Raw genomic sequence first — 24,132 nt, 5'->3', positions numbered from 1 at the left:
GCAGCGATATGAAGGAAATTTTAAAATGACAAAAAAAGCAGCGTTGTTAAAAGCAGCAGAAAATAAGGTTAGACTTGGTGGCTATAGCAATTTTAGCTTTAGAGAGTTGGCGAATGAAATTGGTATTAAAAGTGCGAGTGTGCATTATCATTTTCCGACTAAAGCTGATTTAGGTGCAGAGCTTGCGCATCAATACACTGATGCCTTTATCACTGTGCTTGGCGAACCGGAGGTACATAAAGCAAACGGTAAAAATCCTATTGATATTTATACTCAATTATTTAGAAACGCGTTGATCATAGATAAAAAGATGTGTTTGTGTGGTTTACTTGGCGCACAAAGTGATAGTCTACCCGATAAGGTACGTGTTGAAGTAAAACGTTTTTTCACAAAAAACATAGCGTGGTTAATTCAAGCACACAAAATAAATGCAGAACCAAACCCTGAACGAGCCGCTATTCAAACAATAAGCTTATTAGAAGGCGCAATGATGATCAGCAAAACCCTTGACGATATGCGCTATTTTGAGCAAGCTACCTTTTAGTTAGTCTGAGCATTTTATGACGTTACTTCCCTAAGTTTACAACTGAATTAAACGTAAAAAAAGCGAGCCTACATCAAGCTCGCTTTTATATTATTAGTATTACTATTTATTAAGCTGCACGCGTTTTGTGCTTTGAATGCACAAAAGCTAACATAATAAACCCTATGACCGCCACTACTACCCCAATAGGTTTACCTAAATCACTCGATAGATTTAATCCTATAGCCGCAGTCATGATATACGATAAAGTAACCGCTGTAGCAATAACCGCAGGGACACTGGCAATCCAGTGAAATGTACCACGGTCAAATAAGTACTTAGTTGCAAGCCATAACACACTGGTAGAAAGCAGCATGTTTGAAAATGCAAAATAACGCCAAATAACAGAGAAGTCGAGCTTAGTCATAAAGTAGGCAATGGTTAAAATAGGGATTGCTAACAATAAACGATTACGCAAACTTTGCGGAATACTAAACGCATCAACCACGGTTAAACGCAATGATCGAAACGCGGTATCACCAGAGGTAATTGGGAACACAGCCACAGCAATAATCGCCATAATGCCACCAAAAACACCTAAATAACTATTTGCTATGTGATTAACCACCAAGCCTGGGCCACCTAAATCTAGCATAGATTTCAAACCTGCATAGCCCTCTGGGAACGCTGCTATGCCCGCTAAAGCCCATACACAACCTACAATGCCTTCACACATCATTGCGCCGTAATACACTGGGCGTACATATTTTTCATTAGTTAAACAGCGGGCAATAATAGGTGCTTGGGTAGAGTGAAAACCACTAATTGCACCGCAAGTAATGGTGATGAACAATAACGGCCAAGTAGGTAATCCATCTGGATTTGGGGTCAAAAAGTCGTGAGCATGATCGGCTTCAAAATACGCTAAAAAGTCACCTGCTACTGGTAAGTGTGGTGCGTTAATTAGCAGTGAGATAGCAATAGCCACGGTCATTACTATCATCAACAGACCAAAAATCGGGTAAAAACGAGTTATAATTTTATCAATAGGAAGTAGTGTAGCTAAGAAATAGTAGGCTAGTATAGCTAAAACCCAAAAAGTGTTATTTGCTAAAATAGTCCCTTCAAAAAAATCTAAGTTGCTGAGTAATCCAGCAGGGCTCATAATAAATACCACACCGACAAAAAATAACAGCATGGCTGTGAATATAAGCATAAATCCTTTGAAGACTACATTGTAATAGTGCCCAGCAATTTCAGGGAGGCTTTTACCATCTTCTTTTATACTCATTACACCTGAGAAAAAGTCATGTACGGCACCGCCTAAAACGTTACCTAACACAATCCAAACCAGTGCTACAGGGCCATATAACGCCCCCAAAATAGGCCCGAATATAGGCCCTACCCCAGCAATATTCAGAAACTGAATTAAAAATGCACGAACAGGATGAATAGCAACATAGTCAACACCTTCGCTAAAACGCTTTTGTGGTGTTTCGACGGTTGAGTCCATACCCGCTTGCTTTTCAACAAACGGGCTGTAAAACTTATAGCCTAATATTAAAATGGTAAGGCAAATAAAAAAGATAATCATAAAGCACGCTTCTCTTTTTGTATGAGTGTTACAGAGCGCAATTTTGCAGCCCCACTTCTTAAAATAACAGTTGAAAGTAGCATATGAAAAAGTAGTCAACAATAAGACGTTTGGCTAACACTCTTGGCTTTTAATTTATAAAAGTATAAAAAAAGCAGCTTATTAGCTGCTTTTCCCCTCAAGAATAAACAATACTTAACGTGCTTGCCATACATCTGCTACGCCGGGCTCATTACCTTGAGTCCACCATTTAGCTTGATATTTATTACCTTGGTGTAAAACTTCATCACCCGCATTATATACGGCACTTGCCTGCCAAACGACTAAGTCTGTATCATCGCCGGGCTCTGTTGTTGCTTCCCATACACCGCCTAAGTCTGGACGGTCACCTTGTGTCCACCACTTTGCTTTGTATGTAACGCCGTTATAAACAACTGTATCGCCACCAACATATACTTGGCCCGCATCCCATATGCCTGTAGGAGGCGTTGTAGTATCAGTGTTAGTCACAGTAACCGTAAAGCTTTGTGTGGTTGCAAGTTGACCATCACTTACCACAACAGAGACAGTCACGTTAGTATTCACATCAACTGCGTCAGCTGTTAGGCTCACATTTGCACCACTGCCTGTTAATGTAAGCCCAGCAGGTACATTCCACGTGTAAATTAATGCATCATTTTGTGCATCAGCAGTAATAACAGCGACGCTTGCAGAAGCACCTTCTTCGATTGTGATATCAGCAATTGCATCAACAACAGGAGCCGTGTTGTCGCCACCAGATGTAGGAGCAATAACATTAACTACCACATTTTGGCTTACTGTCGCTTTACCATCAGTAACACTAACTGTTGCCGTAAACTGGCTGTCTTGGGTTACGTTAGGTGCTGTAATTGCCAATGTATTTGTTGCACTACCAGATACCGTTAATTCAGGTGATACAGTCCAACTAAACGTCAGTGGGTCATTATCGGCATCTGTTGCTGAAGCACTGACAGACACACTTTCGCCAGCGTTAACGGTTACAGAGCTTGATACTGATAACACAGGTTTTTTATTACTTGGCGGTGTAACAACTCCACCTAAACCATCATGCATTGCATTTAAGATATCACCGTTGTCAGCGTCAATTTCCCAAGCAAATAAACCACCTAAGTTATGCTGATTAACGTAAGCACCTTTAGCAAGTACTGATTCACGGCTATCGTATGTGATTAGTTTACCGGTTGAGCGGTTCCATACATAAGCTGCTTGCGCTTGATTATCGTAACCAACTTCAAAACCATTTACGCCGGTGCCTGCAGCACCAATCATATGCGTTTTAATACCTTTATAATCAATAACACCGTCTTCCCACACGCCTTGTGCTGTTGACCCTTTTAACGGGCCTGAGCCGGTTGCTGTCATTGGGTTGCCATCAATGGTGGTGCCTGTCGGATAAACACCTTCCCAACCACGGCCATACATAGCAGTACCAACAACGATCTTCTTAGAGGGTACATTTTGCGCTAGTAGTAGCTGAACAGCATTATCTGTCGTGTATGCTGGGCCTTTACGTGGCTCACCATTTTCATCAAGGCCAGTACCATTACATTGGCCTGCGCTCATGTGCTCACCGCAGTATAGTGCCGTTTGATGCCCCGTTACGCCGCTCCATGCACCGTAAAAATCATAAGTCATGGCGAAGATGTAATCCATATATTGGCTAGCCGCTTGGTAGTCAACATCTTCAATTTTATCGTAACCTGCACCAATCGCTGATGTTAGCTCATAAGTACGGCCAGTTTCAGCTTCAAGCTTATCAAGCATAACGCGCAGCTCTTGCATTAATGCCACATAAGCTGGGCCATCGTTGATTGGATCGCCAATATCAGGGTTAGGGCCATCACCACCGGGAAATTCCCAGTCAATATCAACACCATCGTAAAATTTCCAGGTTCTTAAAAACTCTTCCATTGACGCTACAAAGGTGTCGCGGTTAGCTTTATTAGTAAAACCACCGAATGGGTCTGATAATGTCCAACCGCCCACTGATGGTAAGATTTTCAGGTCGGGATAACGCTGTTTCAGCGCCATTAATTGTGAGTACGTACCACGGATTGGATCGGTCGCGTCCACACCTGGTAATGCTTTTTGTACCGCCGCCCACGGATCGTGAATAACCACTTCATAATCAGCAGAGCCCGCACAGGCTGTATCTAGTGCTTGCTTAGGACCACCCGTTAATGATGCATTTTCACCACAAATTGGAATAAAGCCATATAAAATGTGGCTTAAGTTTTGAGCTGGGATATTTGTCACATCATAATCACGTCCGTAAATACCCCACTCAACAAAATACGCACCGGTTACTAAGCCTTGCTTAATGCCAATATCACGGTTATTAGGGTCAACATCCATAGGCAATGGCGCTAAATGGCCGCCGTCGGTATCAGCAATTACAATGGGTTTACCAGCACTACGCGCGCAGGTAGTACCGCCTTCACATAGTTCTACATATAATGTATGGCGACCCGCTTTATCATACGGGAAAGAAATAGTCCCGCTCTTAGAACCTGCTGCAAGTGTGCCTTCATTTACCAACATATCATCAAAGTAAACTTTGTAGCTGTCACCACCGTCGCCACTCCACGCACTCCATTGAATGTTGATAGCAACTTGCTCAACTCGGGTAACAAGTTGTTTATAAGAACCGTTTCCTTCTAAGTCCACTTCAACAAACGAATATTGTTGTGGCTCCCAGTTGATGCTTGGTGTAGATGGCGCAGCAGACACTGTGCCTGCAAATAAAGCAACACCAATGGCTGCGGTTAACTGTTTGATATTCATATTTCTCTCTTATCCATTATTAATGTAATTATTTAATAAGTTTGAACTACAAAACTTAGGCTTTTATTTAAAGTTGAGTCCATACATTGGCTTGTCCAGGTGTATCACCTTGAGTCCACCACTTAGCGCTATAGCGCTGTCCTTGATACGTTACTTCGGCACCAGCTTGATACGCTTTGCCTTGACTCCAGTCACGGTTTACGTCTGAAGTAGATGCTCTTTGCCACGCATTGGAGATGTCAGGTTGCTCGCCTTGACTCCACCATTTAGCGGTATAAACAACACCTTGAAAACTTGCTTGATCACCGGCTTGATAAACCGCACTACTGCTCCATGGCGCCGCATCAGGATCAGTGATAACGCTGTCATTTACGGTGACGGTAAAATTGGTTGCGGTGCTTAACTGACCATCAGATACCGACACTGAAACGGTGTGATCTGTAGTTGCCGATACCTCAGGTGCAGTAATTACAATATTTGCGTCCCCTCCAGTGAAGCTCAGTGGCGCAGGCACTGACCAGCTGTAAGTCAATTGTGTTTGCTCATCATCAAAAGCATGTAGATGCAAGGTTGTACAGCTGTTTTCAGCTACCACTAAATCATACGGAGTGTGGACAATTGGCGCCGTATTACTCGGCGCACTTTGCACGCTTAATGTGTAGGTGTAGTTTGCGTTACTGCTATAAACTTGATTGGTGAGTACATCATTGCCATTAAATACCACCTCACCAGCTTGATTTTGTACACCAACTTGCACTAAATGGGCGTAATCTAAATTCAACTGTGCAGCGAGTGCTTGCTGCCAATTTGCTTGGTTTTCAGCGGTGACTTTTAACTGCTGATTAATCACTTCTTGGCCATTTTCATCAAACAAACGTACCCAAACGCTCTCCCCTGCAATGGCATCTTGTCCTTGACGAACAAAATAACCCACGCTTGTCCAAACACTGGGATCAGCGGGGCCTGCATCGGTGACAATGGTAATATCGCTACAGTTGTAAAAACCCTCGCCAACAACATCGTTACGTTGCCAACGGCTATACAAAATGGCATCACCGCTGCGCCCTTGTGGAATGGCCACACTCATTTGATAATAACGTTCACCATTGGTGTCTTTAACCACGTCAACATTTTGATGTTGCTGAACCAGCTCTAAGTCTTGCCATGTCAATATATCGGTGGCAGCGTTAAAACTAGGTTTAGTTAAGTAAAACTGCCAAAAGCTGGGGTTATGTGGCGTTGATGCAAGGTAACGAACTTGAATTTCACCATTGCTATTGGGTACTACGTCACTACGTTGCCAATGTGGTGAGAATAAATCCATACCGCGTTTGGCTGTATCGCCACCAGCACATAAAGTACCGTTTGGTACACTGGCCTCAACTGCGGTTTGATTTAAGTAGTCAGGCGTATTAACTGAAAATTCAATCGCCTGCACAAACTGCACCGTGCCGGATTCTAGATAAGCTGCTCGACATGCAAGGTTAGGAATATTTGTGCCATCTTCTGGCCACCAATATCCACCATCGGCTTGGCAAAAAGCTTGGCGCGCTTTGGGACTATCCATATAACCGTGTGCGCGAACATCCGTAGGCATTAACGTTAGTAACACGCTACTTGCGAGCGCTGATAGCGACAAGGTTTTTAATTTAATTGATGTCATTGTGTTGTCCTTAAAAAGATGCAAATTTAGGGGTAAATAGTTACCCCTATTTTGTTAATTACTTACAGGCTACAGCTTTTAGTCCAGTCAGCCGTTGCTCCAGGCTCAGAACTTGTCCACCACTTCGCTTTATAAACCGCACTGTTATGAGACATTAAGTCACCGCCTGCGGCATGGCTTGGATTGCCAGCCCAGTCTTTTTGAGGGAAGTTTGGATATACAGGGATTGAGCTCACAGCCACACCTTCACACATACCAGATGTATCGCCATTACCTGGATCCGTTGTGTCGCCGCCACCTGTAGTCCCATCAGGCAATTGTGGATATTCAAATTTGAACGCGTAAACTTTGCCATCTTTTTCGATAGTGAAGTTACTAGGTCCAGTAATAGGCATGTAGTACATCACCTGCGCATTCACGGTTGCACCGGCGCTGAAGTCTTTGGGCTGGCCACCCCATTCGTTGTTAAGCGTGATTGAAAAACGGTGAAACTCGTTCTCGTAACCGCCCACATTATTACCCGCAGCGTTAGAGCCATTTAATTCAACTGCCATGCCCAGTTTTTCTTGTGCATTCCAGTTAGATTTGAAAATAGCCGAAGTAGATACTGGCACATCAAATGAGATTTTCGCACCACTTAAATCAAGGCTAGAGTTATTGGTAAACGCAAATGTTGGGCTGATTGGGTAGTTATCATCACCGACAGGGAAGTCTTTTGCTTCAAATGTGATATCTACTGCTTCAGCAGGCACTGTAAAATTAGGGTTACCCGCGTGAACATCATAAGCAACACCACTTTGATTAAACTTGTCATAAGCTAGCGTCGTTAAAGTAGAGCCCATAAAGTATTCACCTTTTGCTGCGTCAAACTCATAATCACCAGCAAGTTCCCAAAACATAATACCGCCAAGGCCATTATTAATAACGTAATCAACTTTAGTGGCCATAGACTGCTCATCTTCGATAGATAGGAATACTTTTTTATCAGCGTTCCATAACCACGGTGCAACAGCAACACTGTCGTAATAACGTGTATAAGTACCCGTTAATTGATCATCAGCATCCGTATCTGGTGTTAAACCATAAACACCTAAGTACGAACCAACAATGCCATTTTCAAGATTTTTAACGTGCCATAACGGGTTTGAACCTGCTGGCATTTCTTGTCCTGCATCGTTTTTATCGTGCCAAAGATTATCAATGCCTAATGCGCCATTGCCACACTTGTTCTTTTCGCCAACGCCGGTACCTGTTGCGCAATCAGCTTGGTTTGGTAAAGCCGCTTGCCCCCACAAACCATTATTACCGCCAGTTACATCTTTAAAACCACGGGTATAGTAAGGAATACCAATATTAATACGCCCTGCTACCATTGCACCACGAAAATAGCGCACAGCCCAATCGGTATTTAAATAGCCAATGCCTTCAAATTCTTTAGTGCCATATACGTTCCACTGCGTAAGCTCAGAATCTAGACCTGTATCAAATAATGCTGCGTTATGACCCACATGCGAGTTCCATGCACCGTGCAAGTCGTATGACATGATATTGACATAATCTAGATACTTAACTGTTTGGAATGTTTCCATACCGCGTAATAAATAACCTGAAGAAGGCGATGCAATAGTGAGTAAATAATGTTTACCAGCAATTTCACCTGCACGGTCTAACTCTTCACGTAGTTTCTTCATCAACACTTGATAAGACGCATTTAAACCAGCGCGGCGTGCATTTGAAATTGGGAAATCATCAGGATGGCCTGAGTCTTTCATTGATGAAGGGTATTCATAATCGATATCAACACCGTCAAAACCATATTTTTCAATGAATTCAACTGAGCTTTTTGCAAATGCCTCAATGCCCGCTTGATTCACTGAACCATCTGCATTGGTCGTCATGGTATAAAAACCACCACTTTCAACACGGCCCGTTTCATCAAAGTAACCACCGGTTTCAGCCCAGCCGCCAACAGAAACGAGTGTTTTTACATGAGGGTGTTGTTTTTTAAATTTATTTAATAGATTGAAGTGACCTTTATACGAGAAGCTAGGGTCCATTTCTGCGCCCGCGATACCTGGCCATTCCATATTGGTAGCTGGGTTGCCTGCGGCATTTGGATCACCAATTGACACTTTATTATTGGCATCAACGTGAGCAAAGGCATAGTTGATATGGGTAATTTTATCCCATGGTATATCGTTCACTAAGTAGCTAGGTTGACCATTTGCGCCATTGCGCCAACTGGTAAAGTAACCAATTACACGGCGCGGATGATCAGCTCCCATGATCTCGCGACCACCAGCATCATACACAGTACAATACGGTGTATTGACACCCGGTGTTTGATATAAACCTTGTGGGCGACAATCAGTGCCAGGTACTGGCCCGGTGTTTTCTTCAACAACAGTAAGCACCTTAGTTACTTGAGCTGTTGCGCCTTCGTTATCGGTTACCGTTAACGTAAACGTGACTTGGCCAAGTGCTGTTGCTTGCCATGCATAACTGCTAGCTGGCGTACTTGCTTGATGTACGTCAGTGCCATTAGCAGCAAAGCTTAATCCCGTTACTTGACCATCACTGTCAGTACCTGATAGCGCAAACACCACTTGAGAACCAACAATCAGTTGCTCAGGTAAAGTACTAAATGAAATAGACGCAACAGGTGCTTGGTTAACAGGATCAACCTCAGTCACGCTGATCGTATTGATCACTGGTGTTGATGTAGCGCCTTTATCATCCATTGCTACTGCACTTACTTGATGAGTGCCGACAACGCCAAGCCAATTAGTACTAAACGGTACGCTTCTATCAGTTGCGATTAATTCACCATCAACAAAAAACTCAACTTTTGTTACAGTGCCATCGTCGTCGATTGCTTGCGCACTGATGACAACGCTGTCTTTATCAGAAAATTGAGAATTATTTTCAGGAGTCAACGCTGTGATCGTAGGTGCTTGATTATCTATGACAACGCTGTCACACAAGCCCAAAAATAACCATTCTTGCCACGGGCCTGCGTTCTCAACAGGGTTTGACTGTGTCCACCACTTTGCCTCATAGGCACTATTTTGCGCACGTACTTGACTGCCGCCGCTGTGAGTTTGCCCTGTCTGCCATTGTGTTAAAGTACTGCAGTCAACGGCTGCATGCGCGCTGAATCCTAAGAAACTAAGTGATACCACACTTAATTTAAACGCATTTATTATTGTCCTTTGTGAGCTCATAGCTCCTCCGCCCAAAGTTATAAAGTTACAAAAATTTTACAAATCACTTTATAAATTAGCATAGTTTACATAAACGTCAACTTAATTGGGGAATATTAAGTATACTAAAGAGTCAAAAAACAGTACAAAAAAAAGCCCAGTAGTACTGGGCTTTGCTATTTTAGGGGGTGTAACTATTAATCAGAAAATGAAACCGTAATAGTGTTAGAACATACGTTTTCAGACACACACAGTTTATAATCATACGATGGTAAAGTTGCGCCTCGAACTGACTCACGGTAACGGCCATTATCAGAAGTAGTATTAACTAACTCGTTATTACGATATACATTTAACGATTCAGCGCCTACTTGCTCCCAACTTAATTCTACTCGCATAGTATCAAGACGCGACTTATTAGCGCGTTTAAGGCTCAGCTCAATTTCTACATCACTGACGATTACTGTTTGAGTAAAGGTATCGGTATTACCTTCACCATCAGTAACTGTTAACTCAACATTGTAGTTGCCTGCTTGTGAATACGCATGCACTGGATTTGGATTTGTTGAACTTGCACCATCACCAAAGTCCCAGCTCCACTGTGTAATATCATTATTTACATCGCTACTTGTATCGGTAAATGTTGCTGTAAGCCCTTGGGTTTCAACATTAAAACCTGCTTGCGGTGGCTGCGGACTCACCTCACCGATGGCACTTAATGTAAGTGACCAGCCATTAATGTTACCTGTATCAGCTGCTGCTGTATCAACAACACTTAACGTCCAATCACCTGTAGCAACCTCACCATTGAATGCTGAAGTGGTAAATGTTTTAACAATATCATCTTCATTGCCACCTTGGTTACTTTGCAATGTTACTTCTGTACCTTGCGCAGATGTTAAAGTAAGTACCAAATCACCAGACCAAGTGTGAGTAATATTTACATCTGTAGCAGTACCAAAAACAGTCAAATCATCTGCTATGTTAATAACAGAATACGCACCTAAGGGATCATTATCCGGAATAGCAACGTTTTCATCGCTACTGTAAATAAAGTCATTTAACCCTGCAGGTTGTAACATTAAACCCACTGATTTTTCTTTTATTAATTCACCAGATGTGGCAGTAACAGTAAACTGGTAATTACCCCACATTTCATCGGTAGTATCAACACTTAATGTAACAGCATCGCCGGGACGAGCAGTTGTTTGCGATAATACCGCTGAACTTAACGGACTGGTTAAGGCAAGCGTTACTTCTTCATCCCACTGTGCAATAGAGCCAATCTCAAAAGTGTAGTTGGCAGTTTCACCCACCGTCAGCTGTTGAGAAGAAGGCGTAACTGATAACTTAAACCCAGGAGTCGGATCCGCTTGCTCTAATGCTTGGTTAACATTTAAACGCTTGCCAGAAACCGTTTTACCTTGCAATTGAGTATTATCATCACCGCTTTGCATTAATAGCTGCTTAAGCTCATCAGTTGAAAGTTCTGGGTTAATCGACAACACAAGCGCAGCGGCCCCTGCAACATGGGGAGCGGCCATTGAGGTACCTGAATAAGTTGCGTAACCATTACCAGGTACAGTTGATAGAATAGCACTGCCTGGTGCGCCTAAATCAACGGTTGTTAAGCCCCACTGTGAAAAACTAGACATCTGATCACGACTGTCTGTACTTGCAACAGAAACAACACTGTTATTTTCATAATTTGCTGGATAACTAGGGTTTTGGTCGTTATCAACCGCATCATTACCTGCCGCTGCAACAAAAAGAATATCAGCCTGCTCACTGGCCGTAATTGCATCTGCAAGTGCTTGGCTGAAACCACCACCGCCCCAGCTATTATTTAATACCCGCAGGTTCACACCCGAATTTTTTAAACCTACCATGTAATCAATACATGTTATTGCATCAGAGGTTGAGCCGCTACCTTGTGCATCTAAAAACTTACACCCAACGATTGAGGTTTCGTGATTGACACCCACAACACCCGTACTGTTATTACCCGATGCGCCAATCGTACCTGATACATGCGTTCCATGGCCTTGATCGTCCATAGGATCGCCACTCCCTGTAATAGCATTAATACCATATATATCATCAACGTAACCGTTACCGTCGTTATCAACACCGTCACCTGCAATTTCACCTGGGTTAACCCACATATTTGCAGTTAAATCGCTGTGACTGTGATCAACGCCAGTATCAATAACACCGACTACAACATCTTTACTGCCCGTTGAAATTGACCACGCTTCTAACGCATCAATGTCGGCATCAATTGTGCCACCTGTTTGTCCTTCGTTGTGTAGTCCCCACAATTTAGTAAAATCAGGATCGTTTGGCGCAGTTGCAATACTAACGCGATAATCGGGCTCTGCATATTCAACAGCTTGGTGTGTTTCTAATAATTCAATCGCCGCTTTAACACTAATACCGGAGAGTTTAAATTTAGCTAACTGCCCAGACATGATTGAAGAAAAATGGTCATCAACTTCGTTTTTATTAAAATCAGAAATTTTTGCTTTAACTAAGCCTCTTACTTGCTTTCGCATCTCAGGACTAACATTTTTTTTGTACTTTACAATAACAGCGTCATCACTAAATGAAACTGAATGCTTAAGTTGGGTATCAGACACATTTGCCGTTGCTAAACAAGGCAATAAAGCAAGCGTTAAAACAGATAATTTAGTTTTCATTATTCTATCCATAGTTTGGTTAAAAATGCTTAAACTACTAAGCGCTTATCTTCACTAAAATTTGTGTTCAGGCAGAACACTTGGCATTGAGCATTAAAACGATGAATTAAAATAACATTCAAGTTAAATTAATGTTAACTATGTAAATACCCGCTTTTTTTACTTTATTTTTAACCAAAAAAACAACCAACTCATATTATTTAATGATAAAAAATAGCCTTACTCTTTTTTATCAACCTCATTACTTATGACTGCTTTTAGAAAATATAAATACTAAACTCAGGAAATAATAAGTAATACACTGAAATATATAATTAAATTAATTGGTAAAAAATAATGATTTAAATAATCCAGACTAAAGAATAAAGTGGCTTGGCAATTATTTATTTAACAAATATTAAACTTAAGATCGCAATAAAAGATGAGTTTAATTAGTTAATATTAATTGCATTAATCCGCTTCACTAAAGCATTCAGGTAGACACAATACTTTTTTCGGTAAGGCATACCGAGACGATGAGTACTTTTTAAAAAATATAAAATTAAGTATTTACTCACATAATTCATGGAGAAAAAAATGAAATTAAATAAATCAATTTTAAGCTGTGCTATTGCCATTGCAATGAGTGCAAGTTTTGCTGCTCATGCAGAAACAAAACCGGGTTCAACTTCTGAGCTTGCAACTAAAGTGTCTGTAAGCAGTGTTGAAAATGCCGTAACAGTTAACCAAACACTTTCTAATAATACAGCATTAGTATCTCAAGAAGGCGATGGTAATACAGCATTGGTCACTGAAGTCGGTAACAATAACGATGTTAAAATAGCGCAATTACAAAATGGTAATTACGGTGAAGTTGAAACAGCCGGTGATAATAACCAACAAACTTATGCACAAGATGGTGTTGCTAATGGATTTATTACCCGTATAGCGGGTGATCATAACGGCGTTTTTGTTTCTCAAGCAGGTGAAGGATTATTTCAAAACAACGAAGCAATTAATATTATCACCGGAAACGACAATAATATTGATGTAGAGCAAGGCAATGGTGGCCACTGGTTCTACAACATGGACATGCGAGGTAATGGAAATGAAATTATTTCATCTCAGTCTGGTATGTGGCAAGAATTTGAAGTGCTTAGTTTGTCGGGTGATGAAAACATCATTGAAATTGAACAAACCGATACTTGGAATGAATTTAAAATAGAGTCATTACGCGGTAACGAAAATGAATTAGACGTTGAGCAAGATGGTTCACGAAATATTATTACCTTTAGCGATATTGCTGGTGATAATAATGAAGTTAAACTTGACCAAGAAGGCGCAAATAATGCTATTGATTCTGGGCTTTTCGAAGGTGCAGATAACGAAGTAGCCGTTTCACAAGTCGGTGATGAAAACCAAGCCACCGCCGAGTTGATGGGCGATGGCAACGAGCTTACAGCAATGCAAATTGGTAACGCTAATGAAGTTTACATGGGTGTAATTGGCTCAGATAACGAGTTTACAGTAACTCAAATGGGTGATTTAGGTTCGGTACATTTAGCCAATTTTAATGGCAGTGGTAATGATGTAGACCTTAGTCAAGCAGGTAATGAAAATGCAATTTTAGTGCAATCTTCTTATCCTGATGTGTCACTTACCTCAAACGATAATAATATTGATGTTAATCAAGTAGGTAATCAAAACGAAGCAATTGTAACGCTTGCCGGTATTCTTGATAGTAATGCAAACCAAATTGATATTGCCCAAAATGGCGACATTAACGTTATTGATTTAATGGTTGAAGGCAGTAACCATTCGATTGATATTGCACAAACTGGTGAAGGTAACTGGGTAGGTGGAGTTGAAGATTCAGCGTTTTTAGTGGGCGGTGAAAACGTTTCATTCTCTGTAACCCAAACTGGTAACGATAATATGGTCGAAGGTAGCGTAATTGGTTTTAATAGCACGTTTTCTGTGACCCAAATCGGTGATGGTAATACAGCAACCATTACCCAAATGTAATTAATGAGATAGGGAGAGCAGCCCTCTCCCTTACTTTAACTATGAAAAATAAAAAATATAACCCCCTTTTTATACTGTTAATTTTTTTTACTTCTTTAAGTAATGCCGGTGATGATTTAGAAATTGACGGGTTATTACTAAACAAAAGCATTAGTCGCTTTGGGTATCAATTTTACAGTGAGTTTTCAAATTACTGGCGCGAACTCCCCTCTACAACGGGCTTTAATGTCGAAGTAAAAGAGACCGTCATACCTCGTGCTGGCACAAAATTAGTTTTGATCATGAATAATAAGGTTATTTATGCAACCCACTTAGGACGAAAATTAGAGCCTCTCGATGAACGAGTCGAACACGCTGTGCATGCTGTTATGGATGCGATGGCACGTTCAAATATGCAAACCGCGTCTCCAGATATGGCATTAAATGGATGGTAATTATGAAAAAAATAGTTTTAACAATAATAACAACATTAAGTTTTTCAGCAACGGCGACTGAGCTTGTTTACACCCCAATTAACCCAAGCTTTGGCGGTAACCCATTAAATGCAAACATGTTACTTAGTAAGGCACAAGCACAAAACAAACACAAAGCGCCGGTGATTGAAAAAGGCTATGCAGAACAATTTCAAACCTCATTAGAGCGCACATATTTAAATAGAATGGTGCGAGAGATAACTGATTTAGCGTTTGGCGAAAATATTGAAGACAGTATTTTTAATCAAGACTCAATGTTTATGAGCGGCGATCATCAAATTGAAGTGATCACCAGTACGACAGACACAATAACAGTTAAAATAACAAACATAATCGACGGCTCAATCGTGATTATTGAAGTTCCGAGGTTTGGGTAATGCGCAAAATTATAATAATAACTGTACTTCTCTGCCTTAGTGGTTGCTCTACAATAGGAAACTTAATTCCACCATCAAAACAAACTGCCGTTGCATTGGCACCAACAGAGGTTTTTTCTGATTTAAAAGGTTTACCAAAACCAGTAGGCAGTATTCCGGTATCCGTTTATTCGTTTCGCGATCAAACTGGACAGTATAAACCACAAACTAATGTTAGTTCATTTTCAACAGCGGTTACTCAAGGAGCCAATTCAATACTTATTCAAGCATTGTATGAATCAGATTGGTTTACACCCGTTGAACGTGAAGGCTTACAGAACATATTAACTGAAAGGAAAATTATACGCGCGGGCCAAGCTAATAACGCAAACGAGTTACCTCCTCTTACTACAGCTAAAATTATATTAGAGGGCGGGATCATAAGTTACGATACCAACGTAAAAACCGGTGGTTTAGGTATGGAATACTTTGGTATCGGCGCATCAGAACTATACCGTGAAGATGCAATCTCAATATATTTGCGTGCAGTTGATGTTCGAACTGGGCAAGTACTATTATCAGTTGCAAGTAGTAAAAAAGTGCTCAGCCAAGAAGTACGAGCAGGCTTTTTTAGATACATAAGTTATAAACGCTTAGCCGAAGCAGAAGCAGGATACAGTGATAATGAACCTATGAGTATTTGCGTAACCCAAGCAATAGAAAAAGCACTTACGGATCTTATTAATAAAGGTATCGATAAAGGCTTATGGGCCAAACAAGCCGCTTAACTATCTGGCCACGTGTAACAACGTGGCCAATCAAGTAAATATTAACTCTCTGCAGGCAATAAAACAGCAATATAGCGCTGCGCCCAGTTTGCCAACTCAACTCTATTGCGTGAATTAGTTTTTTTAAAAGCGCTATACAAATGTGTTTTAACCGTATGATCGCTAATATTGAGTTTATCGGCTATTTTGTTATTACTCGCACCTTGTGCTATTAAATGTATAACCGACTTTTCTCGCTTAGTTAGTTGTTTATAATCTTTGTCATTTAATACAATATCTTCACTTAATGAGTTAAACGACGTGGCCATTTTTAAAATATCATTAAAGGTTTTAGATATCACTTTGCGCGTAAACCACAACTCACCCGAGTTAATTCTCACTAACCCTTTAAATATATCTTCTGGCGCTGCAGATTTGTAAAATACACCATTGAAATGATTAAGTAATAAGTTTTTCTCGCAGACTTGTTCTGCCTCAACATTAAAAAGTACAACCTTATGTTGTTTAGCCAAACTAATTAGATCAGTAGGTATTAAATCTTGCCAATCATTTTTAGACCCATCAATTAAAAAAATATCATAAAAACCACGCTGCTCAATACTTGGAAGCGCATTATCCATTTTAATATCAGCAACCGTGGCTTGTAGCGTTCTTAAAATAACGGTGTAATTTTGTGAATGAAAAGACGATTGAAACGTCGTTTTTATAAAAGCCGCATTTTTATTTAGCATAGAGCCCATCCTTGAAACTTTATATTTACAATGTAATTACTTTACCTAATACAACTACAAAGTACAATAATCCTTTGCTACAGGAATGTTTGCAATACACAATATACTAACTATTAATAAGTGTATAAAACCGTGATGTAACACCGTTAGTCCAACCAAATCCTTGCTGTACCTGATATTCCCCCCCGCTGGCTTTTTGTTGTGGCGTGCATACGTTATATTTTTCGAGTAAGCATTTATTTTCAACAAAATCTTGTTCAACCATTGTTAACCAGCTTTTCATTATGCATGTAGCTAATTGATCAATACCATAATTACGCAAGCCTTTTACCGCAAACCATTGTAATGGAGCCCAGCCATTCGGGCTGTCCCATTGCTGTGGAGTGTGAACGACTGTAGTTACGATGCCGCCTACTTTTAAAAACCGCTCGCTCAAAACCTTAGCAACCAGCTCCGCTTGCTGCTGCGAGGCTAAGTTAACAAAAAGCGCTGTAGTTGCTGCTGCACTTAAAATAGCAGATTGCTTAGGGAGCTTATGATTATAGTCAACAAAAAATTGATGCTTATCACTCCAAAGATACTGATTAATAAGTGACTTTCTTTTTAAGGCATAGCCATTGTAAGTTTGTGATTGTTTATCATCGCCAAGTAATTTTAAACATTCACTAAGCTGATTTTCTAAATTGTAGAGCAGGCAATTTAAATCTATGGGCACAATATCAGTTGTTTGAATTGAACTCAGTAAATTTGGCTTTGCTAACCAACGCGAACTAAAATCCCAACCAGATTCACAGGCTGCACGAATATGACGATAAAAATCAGCTTTTTTATCATCAGCAAGCTCAGATGCAAGTGCTAAGTCCTCTCTTAATGACTCTGCACGAGGAGTGGCCTCATCATCCCAGTACCGATTTAATACTCCACCACATGGCATTGTTACCACGCGCTTCACACGTGTTTGCGTATCACTAAGTGTACCTGCGCCTTGCATCCAAAATGCGTATTCTTTCATTAGCGCCTGAGCACATTGCTTGAGCCAAGCTAAATTATGCGTTTTACTATGAGTGTGCTGCCATAAAAGCTCCACCATCAATGCTAAAATAGGCGGCTGAGAACGCGATAAGTAATAACTACGGTTACCATTAGGTATACAGCCATAATCATTAATTAAATCTATAAAATTCTGTAGCATATCCTCTACTACATCACTTTTATCAGCATCAATTAAACCCAGCGCAGTGAAGTAACTATCCCAATAATATATTTCTTGAAAACGTCCACCAGGTACAATATAGCTGTGCTTTAACGCTAATAAAGAGTTGGCCCTAGGTGTATCGGCTTCACGTCGAAGGCCACTCCAAAGTGAGTTTATGTAGCTCTTCACACTTGAAGTATTTACTGCTCCTTTCATGGTTAATAAAGGCGTTGTTACAAAATGGGTATCAACAAAGTCACTCAATTGCGTTTTATTAAGAGGTGCTACTTGCTCATACTGTTTACAAGCACGTTGCCAATCAACACGTGCGGTTGCATCAGTAAATGTTTTACAATCGCTAAATATATGCTGCGACTGTACATCTTTAAATAATTGGCTATTAAAAAAACTCATAACTGTCCTGATCTATTAAGTATTAACTGCATCTTGTGAAATGGCATGGGTGCGTTTTTTAAAAATAATCACGCTAATAAAAATTAAACTAATGGGTACAAGTGAAAGATAAAAAGCATGTTGGCCACTAAAGTGCTCAAATACATACCCGGTTATCACCGAGCCAGTAGTACCACCAAGCGCTGAAAATACAACGATTAACCCTGTCATTGCAGCATGCTGATGCTTTTCAAGCGCGCTGAGCATTACAGAGTTGAGTACTGGATAAATAGGCGCCATAAAAAAGCCAATTAATGGCAAAACAAATGCCGCTAGAGGCGCATCAAATAAGCTATTTACCTCGCTTTTAGGTAAGTTTTCTGTAAGCGGTAAGGTAATAATAATCAATGCAGCCATAGCAACTAGACAGCTACTAAGTACAACAAACCAATGAACATGCTTTAACACTTGGCCTGCTACTAAACGCCCTAGCGCCAAGGCCGCAGCAAAAATGCTCGCTAATTGAATACTGATAGCTACTGGTAATTGCAACACTTGATTATTAAAAGTAGGCAACCAAGTCCCTACCCCTTGCTCTATTAATACATATAAAAATGCACTAATAATAAAAATCAACACTAATGGTTGATAGGTAAGTTTGAGCATAGCAATAAAATCATACCAACCAGCGTTGCTTTTTTGAGCTTTAATAGCGGGTTTTATAGGGGCTATTACAACACTAACAATCACTAAAAGCGTAAGCGCTGCTAATAGGTAATAAACACTCAACCACGCATTACTATTAACTGGGTCTATAAATGCGGTGAATATCCAATAGCCACTTAATACACCCACCATAAAGATGCCTTCTATTGTGTTTAGTAATGAAGAGTGACTATTTGCATCCTCCGTCACTTGGCCAATAATTGAATAAACAGAAACCTTAACGACCGCAAAGCCACACCCTACAGCAGCAAATAACACTTTAAACACTGAGAGATCCCCACGAATTTAGCCTAAATTATCAATTTGTATAGTCAGAAGTGACAACTGGCTATACACATAAATAATGAACTGCCCATCAGGCTCATACCTAGGATCATCAACCACTTCTTTGCCAAGATAAATATAGGACAATACTCGTCGTTTTTTCTCTGTATTCGCTTGTAATGCCGCATCCCCTTGTTGTGCCGACACGGCGTACCCTATGCACCATAAGACAAACAACATTAACGCCGCTATGAGCAATAAATTATCAAACCTTTCTGCGCTTCTTGAATTTGCAAAGGCTAAACTAATGCCAAGTTTTGCATTCTTAGTGTCTCTGAAACTTTCTTCTATTTGCATACGTTGTTTATATAAAGTCACAATCCGTTGAGGCTTATCTGTAAATTGTGTAGGTAAATTAAACACAAGTAGCCAAGGCTCTTTGGCCTTTTGTTGTTGGTATTTAACCGTTGTACATTGAGATTGCCCACCCCGTTTTTTGATTTTTTTACGTCCCTTGTTTTTCCCTCTAAACAAAACACCTTGGCACGCGAAACGAACTGTTTTTCCGTAGTAAATCTGTGTCAGAAGGTGTGGTTTACCTGTTGCTTGCTCAAACCATGATTTACAATTTCGCCATGTCTCAAGGTCGCTAGATAAGGTCACATTGCCTCTGACGCGCCCAAGCCAATACCAGCCTTTATCTTCTATGGCTTTAAACCATGGCGTTCTAAAAATAGCATCAGATAAAATAATAGGCTGACAATCTGCAGGTAAACACTGTGCCAAGCTATCGAGTAAGTGTTGATGAGCCGCTTCGGTATTTAATTCGCTTTCAGGATACACTTTTTCATAGAGCGTTAACGCTCTTCCCCCCATTGGTATGCTTGCCCTGAGCACTTGAAATATTTCGCCGCCATTAATAGGTGACCAGTCAACGATAATAAGTGGGTGTTGTTGCTGGCCTACTAAGCATTCGGTCATATGTTCATAGAAACAAAGACGTTCTTGATGCAGGTTAGCATTACCAATCAAACGGTCTGCGCGTTTAATATCATGTTTTTTATCGGTATTAGAAAATGATTTTAATCCGCGGCCTAGGTAAGTGACAGTAACGCGCTGGTCACGCAAGCCTGAGTTAACAAACGTAAAGACTGTATTTAAACGTGTTTTATGAATTTCAGGGTAGGCAATGGCAATATCTTTGTGTAATATTTCGGTGGCTTTCATGATTATGAGTGAGTTTTTTTATAGTGAAAAAATTTGATCACAAATAATCATGAGAGTCTACCATTAATTTTTATTTTGTGGGGATTCGTCAGCTTTAAACATGTAAAAGTCACTAATGACAGCTGTACCCAAACACGCAATAGCAACAACTATAAGTGCTAGCAGCATGGCAAGCTTATAGCCTAAACGCGGTATTAATGAAGCAACAACAAATGACATTATGGCAATTGATAAATCTTTAAACCCCTCTAAAACCGACGCTTCTGTTTTGCTTACTCCTAGCGTGTTTATAGCCTGCAAAATAACGGTACCTACGCTATTTAATAATATTGCGAAAATAAAGTAGCTTGCAGCTGTCATTCCGCACCCTAAATCTGAATTAAATTAGTTCATTAAATGAGCGGTTGATCGAATTTTGTTAAAAAACACTTGACGGCGATCCCCATATTTGATCTATTACTCTCTTTTGAGAGCGCGTATTTATGTCTATCCCTTATGCCCAAAAACTCGAACACCACGGCTTAGTTGCTGGATTTTGTCACGATCTAGGTTTTGTCGATATTATTGATAACGCACTCGGTGGCGTGGCGCCTGAGCGCAACATCAGTTGTGGTCAATTAGTGTTGGCTATGGTGCTAAACGGCCTAGGTTTCACTGGTCGCACACTGCATATGTACAGCGAGTATTTTCAAGGCAAGCCGCTTGATAGATTAATTGGTGAAGGCGTAAAGTCCGAGCACATCAACGACGATGCGCTTGGTCGCTGTTTAGACACCTTATATGAATACGGCGTATCGAAGCTGTATCAACAATTGGGCGAGGCGGTGGTAGAGAAATTAGGGTTACAAACCCAAGCCTTACACCTTGATTCGACAAGCTTTCATTATGATGGCAAAGCGACAAACGAGCCCGATGATGGTGAACCAAAACCTATCCGTATCGCTAAAGGTTATTCGCGCGACCATCGCCCTGAGCTCAACCAAGTGATACTCAATCTTATCTGTGAGAACCAATCTGGCATTCCGGTTTATATGAAGCCTGCCAGTGGCAACAGCAATGATATGGAAGGCTTTAAACAGATTGTAAAGGCGCATATTGGCAGTTTAAAAGCCGCGCAAGCCAGCCGCTATTTGGTGGCCGATGCCGCCTTGTATGTGCAAGAAACGATTGTAGATTTACATACTCAAGGCCAACTGTTCATTACGCGGGTACCGCAAACCCTCAAAGAAGCTAAAACCCTTGTTAAGCAAGCGCCTAACTTGAATTTCACCCCTATCTCACCTGGCTATGAAGGCGTGAGTTATGACAGTGAATACGGGGGGGTGAAACAAAAATGGCTACTCATTCGCAGTGAGCAGGCGTATAAGCGAGAGCAGCATAACCTGAACAAGCGTATGCTAAAAGCCGGAGAAGTTGCCCGCAAAAGCTTTAAAAAACTGTGCCAACAACGCTTCGCTTGCCAAAATGACGCACAAAGCGCCCTTATAAAATGGCGAGGTAAACAAGCGGTATGTGATGTGGATGCAAATGTTGTTGAAGTAGCCATTTTTAAGGGAGCAGGACGCCCTAAAGCAGGGCAGTTACCTGAGCGTATCGAGTATCAGATAACAGGCGTGTTGTGCACACTGTTAGCGGCACGGGAGAGTGCGTTGCAACAATTAGGGTTATTTATTATTGCCACCAATGATGTGAGCGAGCACCTTGATATGGCCAGCTTGTTGAGCAGTTACAAAGCGCAGCAAAACGTGGAAAAAGGCTTTCGCTTTTTAAAAAGTCCCGACTTCTTAACCAGCGCCATTTACCTTAAAAAGCCTGAACGCATTGAAGCCTTACTCATGGTGATGACCTGCTGCTTAATGGTGTATGCAGGGCTGGAGCACCAAATCCGTAAAACCTTGGTGGAGAAAGACTGCTACTTCCCCACGATGAAATACAAGCCGGGCCAACGCCCCACGGCACGCTGGGTGTTCCAGTGCTTCGAGCATATCATCATCATGTACATACCAGATAAACCACCCATAGTGGCGAATATGCAACCGCGCAATCAAACCATTGTTGATTGCTTGGGTGAAAAATATCAGCGGATTTATTCTTAAAATGGGTGCGGAAGATCGGTTGCAGCAATTGCCAGTGTGATTTTTATTTTACTCATTGCGTGCCTCGTTTATAGCGATATAAGCCATAACGTTTATAAAGCAAATTACCAGTAGCTGGTAAATTACCGTGTATGTTGGTCAGTGAAGCCTGAGTTTAGAGCAGAATAAATAACATTGCAATCGTTTGCATTTTGAGTTTAACAATTAATATACATAAATACTAAGTTAACGTTTGCTTGACTGGCGAATAATTAATTCTATATCAATGACTTGTGATTCGACTTTTTCACCTAAAAACTGTTGTATTAACTTTTTAACTAACAAAGTCGCTGCAAATTGGGTGTTTTGTTTAATTGTAGAAAGTGAAGGATGGCTAATATCAGCCATAGCAATGTCATCAAATCCAACCAGTGCCACATCGTTCGGAATACTTACATAGCGCTCTTTTAGCGCTTTCATCGCCCCCAGTGCAACCATGTCGCTACAGGCCATTATTGCGTCAAAATATAAACCTTTATCACGTAATAACTGGTTAATTGCTTGATACGCAGCGCGACTGGTAATATTAATAGATATGACATGTTGTTCAAGTTTATGGTTAAAAAGTGCAGCAGCGTAACCACGATGCCTTTCACTGATTTCACCATGCTCTGGATCGCCTAAAAATAAAATGTTTTTAGCCCCGTGTTCTATTAAATGAGTACTCGCTTGCAATCCTCCTAAATAGTTATCGCTGCCAACGACAAGATAGTTGCTTTGTGTTTTTGGATCTCCCCATACCACTAAAGGAATACCCGCATCGGCAGCGGCTTCTATATTAGTTTGGTTTTTTCCTTGCCCTACAACAATAATGCCATCTGCTCTGCGGCTATTAATAAAGTAATTAGCCCAGTCATCTTGCGCCATTATAGAGTTCGATAACAACAACTCTAAACCTTGCTGGTTAAGCGCTAGGTTAATTTCGCTCACTACTTTTAGTAAAAATGGATCGCTGATTGATTGCTCGGTTTGCTCATCAAGATTAATAATAACAGCAACCACATTGGTTTTTTGCGTTCGCAATCGGCTAGCCGCCGTGTTAAGACTAAAATTATGTTTTTTTGCAAGTAGCTGGAGCTTGTCACGGGTTTCTTGTTTAATTAGCGGGTTATTATTCAGCGCGCGCGAAACCGTAGAGGTCGACACCCCTGCAAGTTTTGCTAAATCAGCTAATTTAATCTTTTTATTATTCATAAAACCCTAAACACTCCACTGCGGCTGATGTTATATCTAACTTACTGACAATATAGCATTATTATTTTTTACTGGCTTGCTCATTAACTTAAAAATTATGCGCTTGTGCAATTACGCTCAATAAAACAGCACCCTTAT

At 40.8% G+C, this 24,132-nt stretch carries 15 protein-coding genes and 2 pseudogenes; 6 read left to right on the top strand and 11 right to left on the bottom strand.

The annotated features are described in order from the left end of the window. Positions 1 to 25 precede the first annotated feature (25 nt). Positions 26 to 544 carry a TetR/AcrR family transcriptional regulator gene (locus AC6H44_RS07045; protein ID WP_500738169.1) on the top strand — a complete coding sequence of 173 codons (519 nt, stop codon included), beginning with the start codon at positions 26 to 28 and terminating at the stop codon, positions 542 to 544. A gap of 109 nt (positions 545 to 653) precedes the next feature. On the opposite strand, the gene AC6H44_RS07040 is transcribed toward AC6H44_RS07045, so the two are convergent. The 5 genes from AC6H44_RS07040 to AC6H44_RS07020 form a co-directional block, all read right to left on the bottom strand. Then, positions 654 to 2,117, bottom strand: a complete 1,464-nt coding sequence (locus AC6H44_RS07040; RefSeq protein WP_500738168.1) for a carbon starvation CstA family protein — start codon at positions 2,115 to 2,117, stop codon at positions 654 to 656. Between the two features lie 195 nt (positions 2,118 to 2,312). After that, on the bottom strand, positions 2,313 to 4,943 hold the full coding sequence (locus AC6H44_RS07035) for a glycosyl hydrolase family 18 protein (RefSeq protein ID WP_500738167.1): 2,631 nt from the start codon (positions 4,941 to 4,943) through the stop codon (positions 2,313 to 2,315). A gap of 67 nt (positions 4,944 to 5,010) precedes the next feature. Continuing rightward, positions 5,011 to 6,606, bottom strand: coding sequence for a lytic polysaccharide monooxygenase (locus AC6H44_RS07030; protein ID WP_500738166.1), 1,596 nt, complete (start codon positions 6,604 to 6,606; stop codon positions 5,011 to 5,013). 62 nt (positions 6,607 to 6,668) lie between these two features. After that, positions 6,669 to 9,830, bottom strand: coding sequence for a glycosyl hydrolase family 18 protein (locus AC6H44_RS07025; RefSeq protein ID WP_500738165.1), 3,162 nt, complete (start codon positions 9,828 to 9,830; stop codon positions 6,669 to 6,671). A gap of 176 nt (positions 9,831 to 10,006) precedes the next feature. Further along, positions 10,007 to 12,508: a S8 family serine peptidase gene (locus tag AC6H44_RS07020; RefSeq protein ID WP_500738164.1), complete on the bottom strand. Its 2,502-nt coding sequence runs from the start codon at positions 12,506 to 12,508 to the stop codon at positions 10,007 to 10,009. Between the two features lie 576 nt (positions 12,509 to 13,084). Between AC6H44_RS07020 and AC6H44_RS07015 the strand changes: the two genes are divergently transcribed. From AC6H44_RS07015 to AC6H44_RS07000, 4 genes are read left to right on the top strand one after another with little or no spacing between them, the layout of a single operon-like run. Continuing rightward, positions 13,085 to 14,512 (top strand): autotransporter outer membrane beta-barrel domain-containing protein, encoded by a 1,428-nt coding sequence (locus tag AC6H44_RS07015; protein ID WP_500738163.1) that lies wholly within the window; start codon positions 13,085 to 13,087, stop codon positions 14,510 to 14,512. Positions 14,513 to 14,553: 41 nt separating this feature from the next. Next, positions 14,554 to 14,946, top strand: a complete 393-nt coding sequence (locus tag AC6H44_RS07010; RefSeq protein ID WP_500738162.1) for a curli production assembly/transport protein CsgE — start codon at positions 14,554 to 14,556, stop codon at positions 14,944 to 14,946. Further along, positions 14,940 to 15,362: a curli assembly protein CsgF gene (locus AC6H44_RS07005; RefSeq protein ID WP_500738161.1), complete on the top strand. Its 423-nt coding sequence runs from the start codon at positions 14,940 to 14,942 to the stop codon at positions 15,360 to 15,362. The genes AC6H44_RS07010 and AC6H44_RS07005 overlap by 7 nt, the downstream gene beginning before the upstream one ends. After that, positions 15,362 to 16,129 (top strand): CsgG/HfaB family protein, encoded by a 768-nt coding sequence (locus tag AC6H44_RS07000; RefSeq protein WP_500738160.1) that lies wholly within the window; start codon positions 15,362 to 15,364, stop codon positions 16,127 to 16,129. The genes AC6H44_RS07005 and AC6H44_RS07000 overlap by 1 nt, the downstream gene beginning before the upstream one ends. A 41-nt stretch (positions 16,130 to 16,170) precedes the next feature. Here AC6H44_RS07000 and AC6H44_RS06995 read toward each other — a convergent pair whose 3' ends face one another. The 5 genes and pseudogenes from AC6H44_RS06995 to AC6H44_RS06975 all read right to left on the bottom strand — a co-directional run. Continuing rightward, the gene (locus AC6H44_RS06995; RefSeq protein WP_500738159.1) at positions 16,171 to 16,860 is read right to left on the bottom strand and encodes a response regulator transcription factor; all 690 of its coding nucleotides are present in this window, start codon (positions 16,858 to 16,860) and stop codon (positions 16,171 to 16,173) included. A 106-nt stretch (positions 16,861 to 16,966) separates the two neighbouring features. Further along, positions 16,967 to 18,469: an alpha,alpha-trehalase TreF gene (treF, locus tag AC6H44_RS06990; protein ID WP_500738158.1), complete on the bottom strand. Its 1,503-nt coding sequence runs from the start codon at positions 18,467 to 18,469 to the stop codon at positions 16,967 to 16,969. Between the two features lie 15 nt (positions 18,470 to 18,484). Then, positions 18,485 to 19,450: pseudogene (locus tag AC6H44_RS06985) on the bottom strand (MFS transporter); the annotation flags it as partial. Between the two features lie 9 nt (positions 19,451 to 19,459). Then, the gene (locus AC6H44_RS06980; RefSeq protein ID WP_500738157.1) at positions 19,460 to 20,665 is read right to left on the bottom strand and encodes an IS4 family transposase; all 1,206 of its coding nucleotides are present in this window, start codon (positions 20,663 to 20,665) and stop codon (positions 19,460 to 19,462) included. 93 nt (positions 20,666 to 20,758) lie between these two features. Next, positions 20,759 to 21,025: pseudogene (locus AC6H44_RS06975) on the bottom strand (MFS transporter); the annotation flags it as partial. 122 nt (positions 21,026 to 21,147) lie between these two features. Between AC6H44_RS06975 and AC6H44_RS06970 the strand changes: the two are divergent. Beyond that, the gene (locus tag AC6H44_RS06970; RefSeq protein WP_500738156.1) at positions 21,148 to 22,761 is read left to right on the top strand and encodes an IS1634 family transposase; all 1,614 of its coding nucleotides are present in this window, start codon (positions 21,148 to 21,150) and stop codon (positions 22,759 to 22,761) included. Between the two features lie 225 nt (positions 22,762 to 22,986). Here AC6H44_RS06970 and AC6H44_RS06965 read toward each other — a convergent pair whose 3' ends face one another. Further along, positions 22,987 to 23,994, bottom strand: coding sequence for a LacI family DNA-binding transcriptional regulator (locus AC6H44_RS06965; RefSeq protein ID WP_500738155.1), 1,008 nt, complete (start codon positions 23,992 to 23,994; stop codon positions 22,987 to 22,989). Positions 23,995 to 24,132 lie beyond the last annotated feature (138 nt).

This window comes from Pseudoalteromonas sp. TAP-3C, assembly GCF_059888565.1.
Note: the sequence above shows the minus strand (reverse complement) of the source record. Positions and strands in the feature narration are given on the sequence as shown.

Excerpts from the sequence above, each read along its gene's own strand:
- AC6H44_RS07045 (WP_500738169.1), top strand. The coding sequence starts at position 26 with ATGACAAAAAAAGCAGCGTTGTTAAAAGCAGCAGAAAATAAGGTTAGA.
- AC6H44_RS07020 (WP_500738164.1), bottom strand. The coding sequence starts at position 12,508 with ATGAAAACTAAATTATCTGTTTTAACGCTTGCTTTATTGCCTTGTTTA.
- AC6H44_RS07030 (WP_500738166.1), bottom strand. The coding sequence starts at position 6,606 with ATGACATCAATTAAATTAAAAACCTTGTCGCTATCAGCGCTCGCAAGT.
- AC6H44_RS07015 (WP_500738163.1), top strand. The coding sequence starts at position 13,085 with ATGAAATTAAATAAATCAATTTTAAGCTGTGCTATTGCCATTGCAATG.
- AC6H44_RS06970 (WP_500738156.1), top strand. The coding sequence starts at position 21,148 with ATGTCTATCCCTTATGCCCAAAAACTCGAACACCACGGCTTAGTTGCT.
- AC6H44_RS06965 (WP_500738155.1), bottom strand. The coding sequence starts at position 23,994 with ATGAATAATAAAAAGATTAAATTAGCTGATTTAGCAAAACTTGCAGGG.
- AC6H44_RS06980 (WP_500738157.1), bottom strand. The coding sequence starts at position 20,665 with ATGAAAGCCACCGAAATATTACACAAAGATATTGCCATTGCCTACCCT.
- AC6H44_RS06995 (WP_500738159.1), bottom strand. The coding sequence starts at position 16,860 with ATGCTAAATAAAAATGCGGCTTTTATAAAAACGACGTTTCAATCGTCT.
- AC6H44_RS07040 (WP_500738168.1), bottom strand. The coding sequence starts at position 2,117 with ATGATTATCTTTTTTATTTGCCTTACCATTTTAATATTAGGCTATAAG.
- treF (WP_500738158.1), bottom strand. The coding sequence starts at position 18,469 with ATGAGTTTTTTTAATAGCCAATTATTTAAAGATGTACAGTCGCAGCAT.
- AC6H44_RS07000 (WP_500738160.1), top strand. The coding sequence starts at position 15,362 with ATGCGCAAAATTATAATAATAACTGTACTTCTCTGCCTTAGTGGTTGC.
- AC6H44_RS07010 (WP_500738162.1), top strand. The coding sequence starts at position 14,554 with ATGAAAAATAAAAAATATAACCCCCTTTTTATACTGTTAATTTTTTTT.
- AC6H44_RS07025 (WP_500738165.1), bottom strand. The coding sequence starts at position 9,830 with ATGAGCTCACAAAGGACAATAATAAATGCGTTTAAATTAAGTGTGGTA.
- AC6H44_RS07035 (WP_500738167.1), bottom strand. The coding sequence starts at position 4,943 with ATGAATATCAAACAGTTAACCGCAGCCATTGGTGTTGCTTTATTTGCA.
- AC6H44_RS07005 (WP_500738161.1), top strand. The coding sequence starts at position 14,940 with ATGGTAATTATGAAAAAAATAGTTTTAACAATAATAACAACATTAAGT.